Annotated in this window: 12 protein-coding genes and 1 pseudogene; 9 read left to right on the top strand and 4 right to left on the bottom strand. The window is 59.1% G+C overall.

Annotated features, from left to right (window positions below; all coding sequences use genetic code 11):
* Positions 1–8: 8 nt before the first annotated feature.
* The 5 genes from ACYZTK_RS26245 (at position 9) to ACYZTK_RS26225 (ending at position 3994) form a co-directional block, all read left to right on the top strand.
* Entirely contained in the window at positions 9–494 is a 486-nt protein-coding gene (locus ACYZTK_RS26245) for a flavin reductase family protein (protein WP_462012489.1), read from the top strand.
* A gap of 127 nt (positions 495–621) precedes the next feature.
* A complete protein-coding gene (locus tag ACYZTK_RS26240; RefSeq protein WP_462012488.1) occupies positions 622–2073 on the top strand; it encodes an NAD-dependent succinate-semialdehyde dehydrogenase in 1452 nt (483 codons plus the stop codon).
* 122 nt (positions 2074–2195) lie between these two features.
* Positions 2196–2585 carry a carboxymuconolactone decarboxylase family protein gene (locus ACYZTK_RS26235; protein WP_462012487.1) on the top strand — a complete coding sequence of 130 codons (390 nt, stop codon included), beginning with the start codon at positions 2196–2198 and terminating at the stop codon, positions 2583–2585.
* A gap of 90 nt (positions 2586–2675) precedes the next feature.
* Positions 2676–3428, top strand: a complete 753-nt coding sequence (locus ACYZTK_RS26230; protein ID WP_462012486.1) for a GntR family transcriptional regulator — start codon at positions 2676–2678, stop codon at positions 3426–3428.
* Between the two features lie 2 nt (positions 3429–3430).
* Positions 3431–3994 carry an NUDIX hydrolase gene (locus ACYZTK_RS26225; protein WP_462012485.1) on the top strand — a complete coding sequence of 188 codons (564 nt, stop codon included), beginning with the start codon at positions 3431–3433 and terminating at the stop codon, positions 3992–3994.
* A 240-nt stretch (positions 3995–4234) separates the two neighbouring features.
* Here the strand turns inward: ACYZTK_RS26225 and ACYZTK_RS26220 are convergent, their stop codons facing one another.
* Positions 4235–5191 (bottom strand): threonine dehydratase, encoded by a 957-nt coding sequence (locus ACYZTK_RS26220; protein WP_462012484.1) that lies wholly within the window; start codon positions 5189–5191, stop codon positions 4235–4237.
* A gap of 104 nt (positions 5192–5295) precedes the next feature.
* On the opposite strand from ACYZTK_RS26220, the gene ACYZTK_RS26215 reads away from it, so the two are divergent.
* A complete protein-coding gene (locus ACYZTK_RS26215) occupies positions 5296–6096 on the top strand; it encodes a helix-turn-helix transcriptional regulator (RefSeq protein WP_462012483.1) in 801 nt (266 codons plus the stop codon).
* 84 nt (positions 6097–6180) lie between these two features.
* On the opposite strand, the pseudogene ACYZTK_RS26210 reads toward ACYZTK_RS26215, so the two are convergent.
* Together ACYZTK_RS26210 and ACYZTK_RS26205 are read right to left on the bottom strand one after the other, a co-directional pair.
* Positions 6181–6330: pseudogene (locus tag ACYZTK_RS26210) on the bottom strand (LysR substrate-binding domain-containing protein); the annotation flags it as partial.
* 113 nt (positions 6331–6443) lie between these two features.
* Positions 6444–6962, bottom strand: coding sequence for a GNAT family N-acetyltransferase (locus tag ACYZTK_RS26205; protein WP_462012482.1), 519 nt, complete (start codon positions 6960–6962; stop codon positions 6444–6446).
* A gap of 155 nt (positions 6963–7117) precedes the next feature.
* Here ACYZTK_RS26205 and ACYZTK_RS26200 point away from each other — a divergent pair, with 155 nt between their 5' ends.
* Genes ACYZTK_RS26200 through arsH form a run of 3 tightly spaced genes read left to right on the top strand, consistent with a single transcriptional unit; the run spans position 7118 to position 8673 of the window.
* Entirely contained in the window at positions 7118–7465 is a 348-nt protein-coding gene (locus tag ACYZTK_RS26200; protein WP_462012481.1) for a metalloregulator ArsR/SmtB family transcription factor, read from the top strand.
* A gap of 26 nt (positions 7466–7491) precedes the next feature.
* The gene (locus ACYZTK_RS26195) at positions 7492–7962 is read left to right on the top strand and encodes an arsenate reductase ArsC (protein ID WP_462012480.1); all 471 of its coding nucleotides are present in this window, start codon (positions 7492–7494) and stop codon (positions 7960–7962) included.
* A gap of 12 nt (positions 7963–7974) precedes the next feature.
* Positions 7975–8673: an arsenical resistance protein ArsH gene (gene arsH / locus ACYZTK_RS26190; protein WP_462012479.1), complete on the top strand. Its 699-nt coding sequence runs from the start codon at positions 7975–7977 to the stop codon at positions 8671–8673.
* Positions 8674–8810: 137 nt separating this feature from the next.
* On the opposite strand, the gene ACYZTK_RS26185 is transcribed toward arsH, so the two are convergent.
* The gene (locus tag ACYZTK_RS26185; RefSeq protein ID WP_462012478.1) at positions 8811–14645 is read right to left on the bottom strand and encodes a DUF3320 domain-containing protein; all 5835 of its coding nucleotides are present in this window, start codon (positions 14643–14645) and stop codon (positions 8811–8813) included.
* Positions 14646–14730: the final 85 nt, after the last annotated feature.

Below are 14730 nucleotides of genomic sequence, written 5' to 3'. Positions count from 1 at the left end.
CCACCGACATGATCGAACCTGGCATTTACAAAGACGTCATGAGCTCCTTTCCATCCGGGGTCACGGTGGTCACCACCCTGGACCCGGACGGCGGCATCGTCGGCATCACCGCCAGCGCCTTCAGTGCGCTGTCGATCGACCCGGCCCTGGTGCTGTTCTGCCCCAACTACGCCTCGGACACCTACCCGATTCTGCGTGACAGCAAGCAGTTTGCGATTCACCTGCTGTCCGCCGACCAGACCGCAGAAGCCTATGCCTTTGCCAGCAAGGGCAAGGAAAAGGCCAAAGGCATCGAGTGGCATTTGAGCGAGCTGGGCAACCCGTTGCTGGGCAAGGCGACGGCGATCATCGAGTGCGAGCTGTGGCGCGAATACGACGGCGGTGATCACGCGATCATCGTCGGTGCGGTGAAGAACCTGATCCTGCCCGAGCAGCCGGTGACGCCGATGATCTACCACAAAGGCAAGCTGGGCCCCCTGCCCGCGCTGGCCTGATATTTCCCCTGTAGGAGTGAGCCTGCTCGCGATGGCGATGCAGCAGTCACAAATGATGCTGGATGTGCCGCCGTCATCGCGAGCAGGCTCACTCCTACAGTTGATCACCATTACTCCAGGAGTCCGCATGAGCCCAGCAGCCTCACCACTGTTCCGCCAACAGGCCTACATCAACGGCCAATGGCTCGATGCGCCAGACGGTGCGGTTCAGGACATCTTCAATCCGGCCACCGGCGAGTTGATCGGCCAGGTGCCCAATCTCGGCGCCGCCCAGGCTCATGAAGCCATCGAAGCCGCCAACAAGGCTTGGCCGGCCTGGCGCGCACTGACCGCCAAGGAACGCAGCACTGTCCTCAAGCGCTGGCACGCGCTGATGCTGGAGAACGCCGACGCCCTGGCGCACATCCTCACCCTTGAACAGGGCAAGCCACTGGCCGAAGCCAAGGGTGAGATCCTCTACGCCGCGAGCTTCATCGAATGGTTTGCCGAGGAAGCCAAGCGCATCTACGGCGACACCATTCCAAGCCACAAAGGTGACGCACGCATCGTCGTCAGCAAGGAACCGATCGGCGTGGTTGCTGCCATTACCCCGTGGAATTTCCCGGCCGCAATGATCACCCGCAAGGCTGGCCCGGCGCTGGCCGCCGGCTGCCCATGCATCGTCAAGCCCGCTCCGGAAACGCCGTTCTCGGCCCTGGCGATGGCGGCCCTGGCCGAACAGGCAGGCATCCCCCCGGGCATCTTCAACGTGATCACCGGCGACGCCGTGGCCATCGGCGCCGAGCTGACCGCCAGCCCGCTGGTGCGCAAACTGTCGTTCACCGGCTCCACGGCGATCGGCAAGCTGTTGATGGCGCAATGCGCGCCAACCCTGAAAAAAGTCTCGCTGGAACTGGGCGGCAACGCGCCATTTATCGTATTCGATGACGCCGATCTGGAACGTGCGGTGGAAGGTGCGCTGATCGCCAAGTTCCGCAACGCCGGGCAGACCTGCGTCTGCGTCAACCGTTTCCTGGTGCAGGCGGGCATTCACGATGCCTTCGTCGCGCGACTGGCCGAACGAGTGGCGCAACTGAACGTCGGCAGCGGTTTCGACGACGGCATCACCCAGGGTCCGCTGATCAACGAACGTGCCGTGGCCAAGGTCGAAGACCATGTGCAGGACGCCCTCGCCCACGGCGCGCAACTGCTCTGCGGCGGTGAACGTCACGCCCTCGGCCACGGCTTTTTCCAGCCGACCGTAATGGCTGGCATCACCGCCTCGATGAAAGTCGCCCGGGAAGAAACCTTCGGACCATTGGCGGCGGTGTTTCGCTTCGACACCGAAGCCGAGGCGATCCACCAGGCCAACGACACCGAGTTCGGCCTCGCCGCCTATTGCTACACCCGCGACCTGGGCCGCGCCTGGCGCATGAGCGAGGCGCTGGAGTACGGCATGGTCGGGATCAACGAAGGGCTTATTTCCACGGAAGTCGCCCCGTTCGGCGGCATCAAGTCCTCGGGCCTGGGCCGCGAAGGCTCAAAATACGGCATCGAAGATTACCTGGAACTCAAATACACCCTGATGGGTGGACTCTGACTCACTCTGTAGGAGCTGCCGAAGGCTCGGGCCGCGATCGGACGATCTTTTGATCTTAAAGACGAACATCAAAAGATCGCAGCCTTCGGCAGCTCCTACAGGGGACGCAGGAGATTTTTGAAATGAGCAATGAAAAGTACGAACAAGGTCTGAAAATCCGCACTCAGGTGCTGGGTGAAGCCTACGTGCAGCGCTCGATCGATAACGCCGACGACTTCACCCGCCCGCTGCAGGAAATGGTCACCGAGTACTGCTGGGGCCACGTCTGGGGGCGTGACGGCTTGTCGCTTAAAGAACGCAGCATGATAAACTTGGCGATGATTTCGGCCCTCAACCGGCCGCACGAACTCAAGCTGCATGTACGCGGCGCCTTGCGTAACGGGCTGAGTCGTGAACAAATACGCGAAATTCTGCTTCAGGTCGGTATTTATTGCGGAGTCCCCGCTGCCGTAGACAGTTTCCGGCTCGCCCGTGAAGCCTTCGCCGAAGCCGATGCCGAGGCCTCCAGTTAACCCTTGGCTGTTTGATCTGACCGGAGCACAGACGATCGTCGTGATCGAAGTGCCCCTTTTGCATGGACAGCCACACTCAGAGCGGACCCCATGAAACGCCTGCCACTCGACGACAGCTTCAAGGTCAATCGCAACCCCGTTACCCTGCGCGAAATCGTGCTGGATAAGCTGCGAAGCGCCATCATGAACTTCCAGCTCCTGCCGGGAGACCGTCTGGTCGAGCGCGATCTGTGCGATCGCCTGGGCGTCAGCCGCACGTCCGTGCGCGAGGCCTTGCGTCACCTCGAATCCGAAGGCCTGGTGGAATTCGCCGACGCCAAGGGGCCGCGGGTCGCGATCATTACCCTGTCCGATGCCGGTGATATCTACGAGCTGCGCTGCGTGCTCGAAGGCCTGATCGTCCAGTTGTTCACCCTGCGTGCCAAGGCCAAGGACATCAAGGCCCTGGAGAAAGCCCTGGAGGAAAACCGCAAGGCCCTCAAGGACGGCGAGCTGCAGCAGGTGATCGATTCGGTGCAGGGCTTCTACGATGTGCTGCTCGAAGGTTCGGGCAACCATGTCGCGGCCACCCAGCTGCGTCAGTTGCAGGCGCGCATCAGCTACCTGCGGGCGACTTCGGTGTCCCAGGTGAACCGCCGCGGCGCGAGCAACCAGGAAATGGAACGCATGGTCGAGGCGATCAAGAGCGGCGATCCGCTGGCCGCCCACCAGGCCTGCGTCGATCACGTTCGGGCAGCGGCTGCCGTGGCCCTCGATTACCTCAAGAGCAAGCAGGAAGAAACCGGCCAGATGCCGGTGATCACCTTGCCGATTGCCCTCAAAGAACCTCGCATAGGTCGCTAATCATGTTCAGCCCGAGCTTTTGCCCAAGGTGTGGTGCCAGTGACCTCAAGTCGCAGCTGCCGCCGGGTGATACGCACGAGCGCCTGATGTGCGACGGTTGCGGCTACATCCATTACGTCAATCCGAAGATCATTGCCGGCTGCATCATTGAGCAGGACGGCAAGTATCTGCTGTGCCAGCGCGCCATCCCGCCCCGCCCGGGCACCTGGACGCTGCCGGCGGGTTTCATGGAAGGCGGCGAGACCACTGAGCAGGCGGCCTTGCGCGAAGTCTGGGAAGAGAGCGGAGTGCGCGCGGAAATTCTGTCGCCCTACTCGATTTTCAGTGTGCCGAAGATCAGTGAGGTGTACATCATCTTCCGTGCCATTGCCCTGGAGATTACCGGGCAATATGGGCCGGAGACGCTGGACTACAAGTTTTTCGCGCCTGAGGATATTCCCTGGGAGAGCATCTATTACCCGGCGATCCGGCAGATCCTCGAGCGTTATATCGAGGAGCGCCAGGCTGGTGTTTATGGGATCTATATCGGTAACGACGATACCGGCAAGATCCACTTTATCCGCTAACACCATTCCCCCCGTAGGAGCTGCCGAGAGAAACGAGGCTGCGATCTTTTGATCTTGCTTTGTGTACATATCCAGACATCTGTGGGAGCAAAGCTTGCTCGCGATAGCGGTGTACCAGTCACCATCAATATTGGATGTCGATCCGTCATCGCGAGCAAGCTTTGCTCCCACAGGGGGTGGTCCATTTACCGCTAATACTGCGCCGAACTGTCCGTGAAAAGTGGAACTGACTCACCCCGCTCACCCAATCACCCTCGCATACACCCCCCGATCCACATTCCCCCCAGACAAAATCACCGCCACCTTCCTCCCCGCCATCGCCCCCCGCTCCTGAATCAGCGCCGCCAGCGCCGACGCCCCTGCCCCCTCGGCAAGGTTATGAGTATCGGTGTAGTACACGCGCATTGCCTCGGCAATCTGCCCGTCATTGACCGCGACAACCCGCACCGCACCCTCACAGTAGACTTCGAATGCCTCGGGGATCGGTTTACGCACGGCCAGGCCATCGGCAAAAGTGTTCGCCGATGGGGTTTCGCGGATTTCTCGCGCTTCAAATGACAGCTTTGCCGCGGCAGCCTCGGTCGACACCACCCCCACCACTTTGGTTTTCAGCCCCAGCGCATCACGCGCGGCGATCACCCCGCAAATCCCCGAACCGCAGCCGATCGGCACGTAGACGGTGTGCAGGTCTGGCACTGCCGTGAACAGCTCCAGCGCATAGGTGGCCACGCCCTTGACCAGCTCGGTGTGGAACGGCGGCACCAGGAACAGATCATGTAGCTGCGCCAGGCGCGCGGCCTCTACCCGTGCATCATCGAAGTCGCGGCCACACTCGACCACCTCACCGCCAAAGCCGCGCATGGCATTGTTCTTCTCGACCGAGTTGCCCTCGGGCACCACGATCAATGCGCGCAAACCCAGTGCACCGGCCGCCAGCGCCAGGCTCTGGCCATGGTTGCCGCGGGTGGCAGTGACGATACCCTTGGCGTTGGGGTGAGTGCGCTTGAGCCAGTGCATGAAGGTGATGCCGCCGCGCACTTTGAACGCGCCGGTGGGGGTATGGTTTTCATGCTTGACCCACACCGTGCAGCCCAACCGTTCAGCCAGCAAAGGCCAGGCGTATTGGGCAGTGGCAGGCATGACCTGATACACCTGGCGGGCCGCTTGTTCGATGTCGTCGCGAGTCAATAGGTGCATGGGCCGTCTCCCTGAGGTTTGGCCCAGTCTAGCCTTGGGTCGATACGTCGGCTTTCAGAAAACCGACCTGACTTTTTTGCCTCATCTTTACTACTATGCGAGGCATGAATCCGCGAAATCGCCTGCCGCCAACGCTCCAGACTGAACCGGTCCGCCGTGTCGAGGCCGGCCCGTGGGCGATCGAGTTGCTGCCTGGCAGCGCCTACGCGGCCCGCTACGTCGCCAGCCATGCCGCGATCGGCTTTGCCTTCGACAGCCAGCGCGGCCTGCACGCCATCGGCAGTGACCGCGTGCTGCCCTTCCTCGCCAACCCCAACGGCCTGGCGTTTGTCCCGGCCGGTTGTGACGTGTTGTCCGAGTCAGCCCATGGCGGCGAATATCTGCGAGTCATGCGCGCCGATGGTCTGCAGTCGCTCGGGGAGCGCGTGTTCAACAACCGCATCGACCCGCAGGCCATCAGCCTTGCCCAATGCATGCGCAGCGCATTGCTGCACCCCTCGGTGAGTGACGATTGGGAAGCCTGGGCACTGGCGTTGGCAGATCGAGCAACGGCGCACAGCACATTGCCGGCGCAGTCACCAGGCTCCATCACCGCCAGCCGCCTGCGCCTGCTCGACGAGTTTATCGACGCCGGGCTGCAGGGCCCCTTGAGTGTGCAGACCATGGCCGGCCTGCTAGGTCTGTCAGAAGGGTTTTTCATGCGCGCCTTCAAGCAGGCAACCGGCAAAAGCCCGCACAGCTACCTGATCGACCGCCGCCTCGCCAAGGCCCGCGCGCAATTGCGCGATTCAACTACCGGCCTGGCGCAAATCGCCCTCAGCTGCGGCTTCAACTCCCAGGCACACATGGCGACGGCGTTCAGGCAACGGCTTGGGGTGAGCCCGGTGCAATTGCGCCGGGGTTAAACTGACCCTGTTCCTCAGGCGCCAAAGCGCACCAATGCCGCATCGACAAACCTTCGCAGCTTGGCAGTTCTCTGCCGATTGGCCGCGGTCGGCCGGCCGTGACCAGTAGGCGTATCCCAGGCACTCGTGATCCTGCAGATCCTGGGGGGTTTGCGGTACCCCGCGCTCGGCCAGGTAGTGCGGTGCCGCGCAGGTGTCCAGCCGATACGGCGCCAACGGCCGGGCGGTCAGGCTCACTCCCACAATCTGTGTTCCGTCGATTGAACTGGGTTTGCTGGTGCCGTTGTTAAAGACGCCGCATTCTGGCGCTGCGATTGCGCAGCCAGAACCTATGAACATTTATGCATTCAACTCACTGGCCAGAACATTGCACACCGACTTGCCGGAGCAAACCCGCGCTTGTACTCATCGCTCAATGCCGCCGCCAGCCGCTGATCCAGGTCTGAGGCGTGCTTAATCTGGAACCCCAGACGCGTGTAAAAGGGTGCATTCCATGGCACGCTCTTGAATGTCGTGAGCGTTACAAAACGCAGTGCGTTTGACCGGGCATACCGCTTCGCCTCTTCGATCAGTTTTCGCCCCAAGCCTCGTCCTTGCATGGACTGCATGACAGATAATTCATTGATATGGAGATCATTGCCATGACGCTTTGCGCTGATAAATCCCAGTGGCTGATTCTCGGCATCAACAGCTACCCAGCACGTTGATTGCGCAATGAGTTGGCTATGCAACTCGACGCTCATTGGCAGGGAATCAGCCAGCCAGGTCAACCCTTCGACGCTGCGGAATGATTGCGCAGCGGACATTTCAATGGAGGGCAGCAGTTCGGCATCTTGCGGTACCGCCAAGCGAATAATCGAGGGCATGTGGCTCCATTAATGGTGTGGTGAATTAGCGTGCCCATTCTAATCCCAGTCCTGTACTGGTGGCAGATGCCACGCACGCAACATCGAATTTCCCCCTTGCGCACAACATATGGATATTCGTATATTCGCTCATCCATATGTAACGAGGGCCCGTGATGATCACCCCCCCCGAAGTCTTCAAGAGCCTGGCCGACGAGACCCGCGTGCGCGCCACCCTGCTGATTGCCAATCAAGGCGAGCTGTGCGTTTGCGAGCTGATGTGTGCGCTCGATGACAGCCAACCAAAAATCAGTCGCCACCTGGCGCAACTGCGCAGCAACGGTCTGCTGCGGGATCGACGTCAGGGCCAGTGGGTGTATTACCGCCTCAACCCGGATCTTCCGGAATGGGTTGATGAAATCCTGCGAGTGACCTCGAACTCCAACTCCGATTGGCTTAAGGACAACACCTCCCGCCTGCAGAACATGGATGGCCGACCTGTGCGCGAAGCCGTCTGCTGCTGATCCCCTTCCTTTTCCAGGAGCACCCCATGCGAGTCCTGTTCATGTGCACAGCCAACAGCTGCCGCAGCATCCTGTCCGAAGCCATGTTCAATCACCTGGCGCCGGCAGGGTTCGAAGCGGTGAGCTCGGGCAGTTTCCCCAAGGGCCAGGTATTGCCGCGCAGCCTGTCCACCTTGCAGCAGGCCGGCATTGCCATCGACGGCTTGCACAGCAAAGGCAACGACGCCTTCGAAGGCAACCCGCCGGACATCGTCATCACCGTCTGCGACAAAGCCGCCGGTGAAAGCTGTCCGGTGTACTTCGGCCCGGCGCTGAAAGCCCACTGGGGGCTGGAAGATCCATCCGACGTTACCGGTGACGAAGCGCTGATCGATGCCGCCTTCCGCACCACGCTCGCGCGTATCGAGCAGCGCTGCAAGGCCTTCCTCGAACTGCCCTTCAACCGCCTCAGCCGCGATGAGCTGAAACACGAGCTCGATCGCATCGGCACTCTCTAAGGAGGACTATTCATGTCAGAACACCTGCCCAATCTCGATCCCACCCTGTTCAATGGCCTGCAAACGTCAGCCACGGGCGAGCACAAACCACGCATTCTGCTGCTGTACGGATCGACCCGCGTTCGCTCCTTCAGCCGCCTGCTGATAGAAGAAGCCGCACGCCTGCTCGAACACTTCGGCGCCGAGGTGCGCATCTTCAATCCCTCCGGCCTGCCATTGCCTGACGATGTCCCGGTCGAACACCCCAAGGTCCAGGAACTGCGCGAGCTGGTGCTGTGGTCAGAGGGTCAGGTTTGGTGTTCGCCGGAACGCCATGGCGCGATGTCGGCGGTGTTCAAGGCGCAGATCGACTGGATCCCGCTGGAGCTCGGCGCGGTTCGGCCGACCCAGGGCAAGACCCTGGCGGTGATGCAGGTCTGTGGCGGTTCGCAGTCGTTCAACGCGGTCAATCAAATGCGCGTGCTGGGACGCTGGATGCGCATGTTCACCATCCCCAATCAATCGTCGGTGCCAAAGGCCTATATGGAATTCGACGAGGCCGGGCGGATGAAACCGTCACCGTTCTATGATCGCGTGGTCGATGTGATGGAAGAGCTGGTGAAATTCACCGTGCTGCTGCGCGACCGCCAGGAATTTCTGGTCGATCGCTATTCGGAGCGCAAGGAGACTGCAGAGCAACTGATGGCGCGGGTTAATCAGCGTTCGATTTGAGGCTGGCGGCTGTGCCGCGACATTGCGGCAGGTCAGGCTGAATCATCATACGCAGGCGCGCATTAACTTTGACCTGGCATCGCAGTGACCTTTTATTCGCCATTTTTAAGGTCACCGCGATGAATTAATCAGATTCTCTAGCCAAGGATTCGCTCTATACGTTCACGAGCCGCCCCCGTGAGACGTTTCACGCCTAGTAACCTGGCCACCTCCAGGGCCAAATCCCCTGCATCGATAATACTCGCGGCAATGCGCAACTCCTCGGCAGCAATTTCCTCGATTGAACGCGCATCATTGGCCGATGCCGGAACACGGTATGTAGACCACTCCATTACATCGCCCTCAGCGTGCCAGACGAAAACCTCCTCGGATTCCGCGTGCCGGACGTGATGGTGCTGTTCTACCAACTCCAGCACTCTATCTCGAATAAGCCGTCCTGACCGCTGGAAGCCGTGCGCACGAGCAACACGCTGGACCAGGAGCGCGTCGAGAATTGGGGCTTCCTGGCGTAACACCTGTTCAATGATCTCACGGAGCACCGAGGTGTAAGCAGGCAAGTGAAACTGCTCGGCTTGGATCATGGGCGCAAGTGAGGAAAGATCGGCGACGCGATACTCACCCCGCAGCCCCGAAGAAATAGGTTGATCACTGTGAGCGCGAGCGATACGAACCTCAGCAATACCCACCGGAAGTTCACCCAAAGCGGTAACGAGCACGTCTGGCAACTCCTCAGTTATACCGGGCCTGGTTGAGAAATCGATAGCGATTGGAACGGACAGCGGCTCATTGGTTACTGAGTTCGCAACTGCGTCCACTCGGGATTTAGCGAGAAGGTTGTTCAAAGCCGTGTGCAGCTTCTGCAAAGCGCCTTCCTTGTCTACCCACCATTCCGTGGACCAGAGGCGCACCAGGTTCCATCCCAACCCGCTGAGAATCGCTCCTCGCACTTTATCGCGATCCCGAGCAGTGGCGGCACTATGGTAGGTAGCACCGTCACACTCGACCCCAGCCAGGTAGTCACCCGGACGATCAGGGTGAACAATGCCGAGGTCAATGCGAAAACGCGACACTCCGATCTGAGGCACTACCTGCCAGCCGAGACGCCGCAGCCCTTGAGCAACAGCTTCTTCGAACGGCGAGTCGTATCCGCCAACCGATCCATGTACCGCCTCGGCCAAAGCCTTGGGACCACGCTGAGCAAACTCTATGAAGTGTTTCAAATCACGAACTGCGCGTGCATTGGTCCGGTTGAGGTCGATCATTGACGGATCGAAGGACGAGAACACCAACATCTCTCGTCGTGACCGTGTGATGGCGACGTTTAACCTGCGCCATCCACCGTCTTTGTTGAGAGGACCGAAGTTCATCGACATGACCTGCGCACCCGGCTCGGAAGGGCCATATCCTATGCCGAGCATGATCAGATCTCGCTCATCTCCCTGGACCGTTTCCAGGTTTTTGACGACCACGGGTTCGGTCTGGGTGTCCTGGAAGAAGGGTTCGATTTGCGGATAATGTTTACGGGCGGTGTCCAGCAAGTCGTTGATGAAATTTTGCTGGTCGGAGTTGAGCGTAATGATACCGATCGAGTGACCAGCAGCAATGAACGCAGGATCGGTAAGGCGTTTGACGGTCTCACTGACGATGGCTTCAGCTTCAGCCTGGTTATAGCGGCCTTTCCCTTTCGCGTAGACGCCCTCGACCCTTCGCCACTCGACGGCACTGGCACGGGTCTCTGCCGCTGGAAACGTGATGAGGTTACTGTCGTAGTAACGGTGATTGGAGAACGCAATCAGGCTTTCGTGACGACTACGGTAGTGCCAACTCAAACTGTGGCTCGGTACCCCTGCTCCCAAGCACTCGTCAAGGATGCTTTCCATGTCCTCGGCCGTGTCATCATCACCAGCATTCGGGCCGCGGCTGAAAAAGTTCGTCGGCGGCATCTGGCGCGGGTCACCGGCGATAACTACCTGCTTACCCCGGGCTATCGAACCAATTGCATCCCATGGCGCAATTTGCGAAGCCTCATCGAAAATTACCAAGTCGAATGGAGGCTGATCGGCGGGCAAGAACTGTGCAATCGACAATGGGCTCATGAGCATGCAGGGCGCCAGACGATTCAGCGCATCTCCCATCTCAATCGCCAACTGCCGGACTGGTTTGTGCCTGCGCGACTTCTGCAGTTCATGCTTGAGAATGGCAAAGCCGCTGCTTTTAGGAATGTCATTCTTTGAAGGAATCAGGCCACACAGTTTCGCCCGAATATAACGCACTGTCAGGTTCGCCAGTTCATCGTCCAAGCGGATAAAAGCGCCAATGTCACTCATGTGCTCGGCAGCAACAAAGTTCCTCAGAAGCGGTTCGCTGTCGATGCCCTGTGTCGCAAACCAATGGGCATAGGCTGTGACAAAAGTTTCCTCGCTTGCAGACGGATCCAGGCTTCCTGCTTCCAGTGCCAGGGCCAGGCTTGCCAGGCCCGCTTCACCAGCCTGTTCACGCACTCGACACCAATCACACCAGGCCTTGAGTTGTTCTTCCTGCTGCTGGATAGAAAGTGAAGTAGCCCGCAACGCTGCAACCCCGGGATGCGCGTCGGTGTCCCTGGCAGCCAATCCAGCGAATAGCCGGACGGCTTCGTTATAGCGAGATAGCGCCTGTTGCAATGCCGATAACGCTGTGCCGATTTGCCCTCCCGGCACCAGCATTTCATTCGCTTCGATGACCAGGCGCGCAACTGTTCCACGCAACGAAACCAGGTGCTCGGGTGATTCTGCCAAGCCACTCAGCCGTCCCCGCAGGGTTTCAGCCAGCGTGATAGCTCGCAAGATACGAGCGGTGTCGCTGGTCAGTCCTTGCCAGCCAGGGATCGACTGCATGTCACTTGCCAGTGAGTCCAACTCCACTAGCTGCGAATGCAGGCGCTCAAAAATCTCGAGGTCTCCAAGGGTATCCGGAAGGCCCACCGCACCACCTGCCACAGCCAGTTTCTTCGCAACTTTTTTCTTGGCGAAAGTAGCCAGAAACCAGAACTTGCCCTCGGCTTCTCGCCATTCGCTGCGCATTGTCCCAACGGAGATCCGCCGACACGCTTCATCGGCGTAATCCAGTGACAGGCTTTCCTCCAGTTCCCGATAAGTCTCTATCAACTGACAAGCCCGCCGGGCTGCCTCGATACGTGTGACAGCGTCGGGGGCGAATGCGAATGAAAGGTTCATCCCGCAGGATTCCACAATCAGGCTCGTCAGATCGTGGAGCTGCTGGACCTGGGTGGCTTCGGTAACAGGCAACGCCAGGTGCGTCAGACCAAGAAGCCTCTCACTTTCTGTATTTAGCGCGTCGAGTGCCTGTGGCAGCTCACGTGAGGCAGTTGCAATTTGAGCTTGCCAAGCGTTCGACCATTGGGTTTGCGCCAGAGCGCCAAACTGCCCTGACAAGTCGCGCGCCGCAGACCCGTTCAGTCCGAGCCGGCGCGCGAGATCGAGCAACTGGCCGTATTCAGCAGCATCGTGTTCCTTGCCTGGTGGCCAGGCCAATCTCGGCGTCTGAGGGCCATGGTCACGAACGACACGTCCAATCGCCTGATGCAGGGAAAGACCGTTGCTCCAGCGTCGATGCAGGACCTCGACCAACTGATTAAGTCGCGAGCGCAGGCTTTGCAGTCGAGCAGCCTCGCGCTCCCACTCCTCGGCGCTCAAGGCGTCACTTACATCCCATGCGCGATCCAATTGCTTGAGCACTTCAACTTTGGAAGCCTTGCTTGAATGCAGCTCCAGGCAAAATTCGCCGAGCCCCCTGTCTGCCAGGCGCCGATAAACCACGTCAAGGGCTGCCCGTTTTTCTGCCACGAACAGCACGCGACGCCCCAACGCGAGGTTGTGCGCAATCATGTTGGCAATTGTCTGCGACTTACCGGTACCTGGTGGCCCATCCATGACGAAGCTATGGGTGCTGGCAGATGCCACGACGGCAGATAACTGCGAAGAGTCAGCCGGCAAAGGCGCGAAAAGTTGAGCCGGCGTTACTGATGAGTCCAGACGCTCGGGTCTGGGAAACTCGTCTGAGCTGGAGAAGCCCTCACCTGCTTCACCAGGCTCCAGCAAATGCTTGACCAATGGGCTTTGCAACAGTTGCGCAGCGTTGGCGTTCAGGTCCTTCCACATCAAATATTTGGCAAATGAGAACGTCCCCAGAACCAGTTCGGTACTCACTTCAAAACCGGGGACGTCGCGGACCGCCCGCCGAACCATATTCCAGATGCCGGTCACATCGATGCCGCTCTCATCATTCGGTAGCTCGCCATCGAGTCCGGGTATCGCCAACTCAAAATCTTGACGTAGTAACTCAAGTAGAGTCAGGTTGAAACGCGGTTCCTCGTCGAGCAACGTCAGCGTTACTCCAGACAGGGCACTTTTACGCTCCAGTTTCACCGGCAACAGAATCAGTGGTGCGGAGTAGGTTTTCGGATCTTCAGCGCTTTTCTTCCACTTGAGAAAGCCAATCGCCAGGAACAGGGTATTTGCCCCGCCCTCCTCCAGATCGCTGCGGGCTTTTCGGAACAGCTCGATCAGAGTTGCTTCAAGCTTGGTCTTTTCCAGGCTGGCGAGCACTTCACCCCGAGCAAGTGCCTGACGGGCGACTTCGTCGACCAGGTTTTCATTATTCTGCTGCTCATACACCGCCACATCACGGCCACTGCTTTTCAGGTCAGGTACTGGAACCACTCGAATGCGCTGGCCACTGGAAAGAAGGTCTTCAAGAGCCGCTGGATCCGGGCAAAGAAGGCGCACGCCTTTCGCACTGTCTGGAAGATGCAGCAGACGGTTTCGAGTAGTCAGATCAAGGAGTTTGCGTTGCCATAGCGTTAATTTGCCGGCAGGACCTTCGGGCCCCTCAACGATTTCGACATCGAATCCAGGGAGTGCCGGGGCTTCCTCCAACCCTTCAGCGGTCGGCGCAGCATCACCGGTCACATCGGCTGAACTCAGTGCTGACACTAGCGCCATTGGGCGGATCTTCTGCATCCGGGCACGGCGCAAATCGATAGCCATGATGAACTGCTCATCATCGAGTTGCCGATGCGCAGCTGCGACCGCTTGGCTAAAATTAGGTGTCGGCACCTGAGTCGCCAAGGTGGTCTCGAAAACCACCATTTCTTTCAGATCCAGGCGTTTGCGCACTGCCGACGCTTCATCGGTTAACAGCTGGGAAAACTCTTGAGGCTGTAACCAAACGCCTGCAAACGCGTGCCCTTTCGTCACTATAAGCAGGGCATTCAATCCAGCCTGCTCCAACGCCGCAGCGAACAGCAGTGCTGTATCCAGACAGGTCGCCACGCCGCTTTCCAAAATAACGCTGGGCGGCCTGATCTTCTGGCCCTGTTGCTCAAAACTGGCTGGAGGCAATGCATAGCTCAACTGAAAGCTGCACACTCCAGACCAAATGGCGGACGCAAGCTCCCATGTGCGCGTGCGTGACTTGCTTTCATAGCCATCAATACCGTCTTTCTTACCTGCGCGCCGCAAAACGAGAGAAGCAACTTTGAGTACTCGGTCCACGGCTGGATCATTGGGTAAGCAAAAAGCTGCCAGCAACTCCGGCATGGCGCTCAAACCACCCCATTCAGTACGAGCGAGCAGCTCGGTCGGAAAGCGCTGCTCGACTAGCAGGTTGTCGCCTTGGGACAAGCGCATTACCACATCGGCGCTCAAGCTTTCACTCAGCCCGGATAGATAGCCAGCGTTGAGCTTGATGTCGCGTTGAGAGATGCTGAGACGATCACCCGCATGGATACGATCAATATGCCAGGTTCGGCTTTCAACAAAATCCGGGTCGGTGCTTAACGTCAGTACCAAATTTTCAAGATTTGTTTCTTCCTGGTTCCAAATGCTCAATTCTCGTACTAGCGGAATGGCATTCTGGTGGGAAGCGAAGCCGATCTTGCGAGCGATCATTGCCTCAATCTTGATGTTCATTCACGGGCTCCTGAAGCTGCCAGCGCTTGCCTCATAAAGAGGCAGCTAAAAAACTCCTATAGTCCATGACTAATCACCGGTTGGG

The sequence above is a fragment of the Pseudomonas sp. LB3P31 genome (genome assembly GCF_054897945.1).
The sequence above is the reverse complement of the archived record's forward strand: the minus strand, read 5'-3'. Positions and strand labels throughout refer to the sequence as shown.

Bases quoted from the DNA above. Each gene is read 5' to 3' on its own strand.
- ACYZTK_RS26195 (WP_462012480.1), top strand. From the start codon at position 7,492: ATGCGAGTCCTGTTCATGTGCACAGCCAACAGCTGCCGCAGCATCCTG.
- ACYZTK_RS26230 (WP_462012486.1), top strand. From the start codon at position 2,676: ATGAAACGCCTGCCACTCGACGACAGCTTCAAGGTCAATCGCAACCCC.
- ACYZTK_RS26205 (WP_462012482.1), bottom strand. From the start codon at position 6,962: ATGCCCTCGATTATTCGCTTGGCGGTACCGCAAGATGCCGAACTGCTG.
- ACYZTK_RS26185 (WP_462012478.1), bottom strand. From the start codon at position 14,645: ATGAACATCAAGATTGAGGCAATGATCGCTCGCAAGATCGGCTTCGCT.
- ACYZTK_RS26200 (WP_462012481.1), top strand. From the start codon at position 7,118: ATGATCACCCCCCCCGAAGTCTTCAAGAGCCTGGCCGACGAGACCCGC.
- ACYZTK_RS26245 (WP_462012489.1), top strand. From the start codon at position 9: ATGATCGAACCTGGCATTTACAAAGACGTCATGAGCTCCTTTCCATCC.
- ACYZTK_RS26235 (WP_462012487.1), top strand. From the start codon at position 2,196: ATGAGCAATGAAAAGTACGAACAAGGTCTGAAAATCCGCACTCAGGTG.
- ACYZTK_RS26240 (WP_462012488.1), top strand. From the start codon at position 622: ATGAGCCCAGCAGCCTCACCACTGTTCCGCCAACAGGCCTACATCAAC.
- arsH (WP_462012479.1), top strand. From the start codon at position 7,975: ATGTCAGAACACCTGCCCAATCTCGATCCCACCCTGTTCAATGGCCTG.
- ACYZTK_RS26215 (WP_462012483.1), top strand. From the start codon at position 5,296: ATGAATCCGCGAAATCGCCTGCCGCCAACGCTCCAGACTGAACCGGTC.
- ACYZTK_RS26225 (WP_462012485.1), top strand. From the start codon at position 3,431: ATGTTCAGCCCGAGCTTTTGCCCAAGGTGTGGTGCCAGTGACCTCAAG.
- ACYZTK_RS26220 (WP_462012484.1), bottom strand. From the start codon at position 5,191: ATGCACCTATTGACTCGCGACGACATCGAACAAGCGGCCCGCCAGGTG.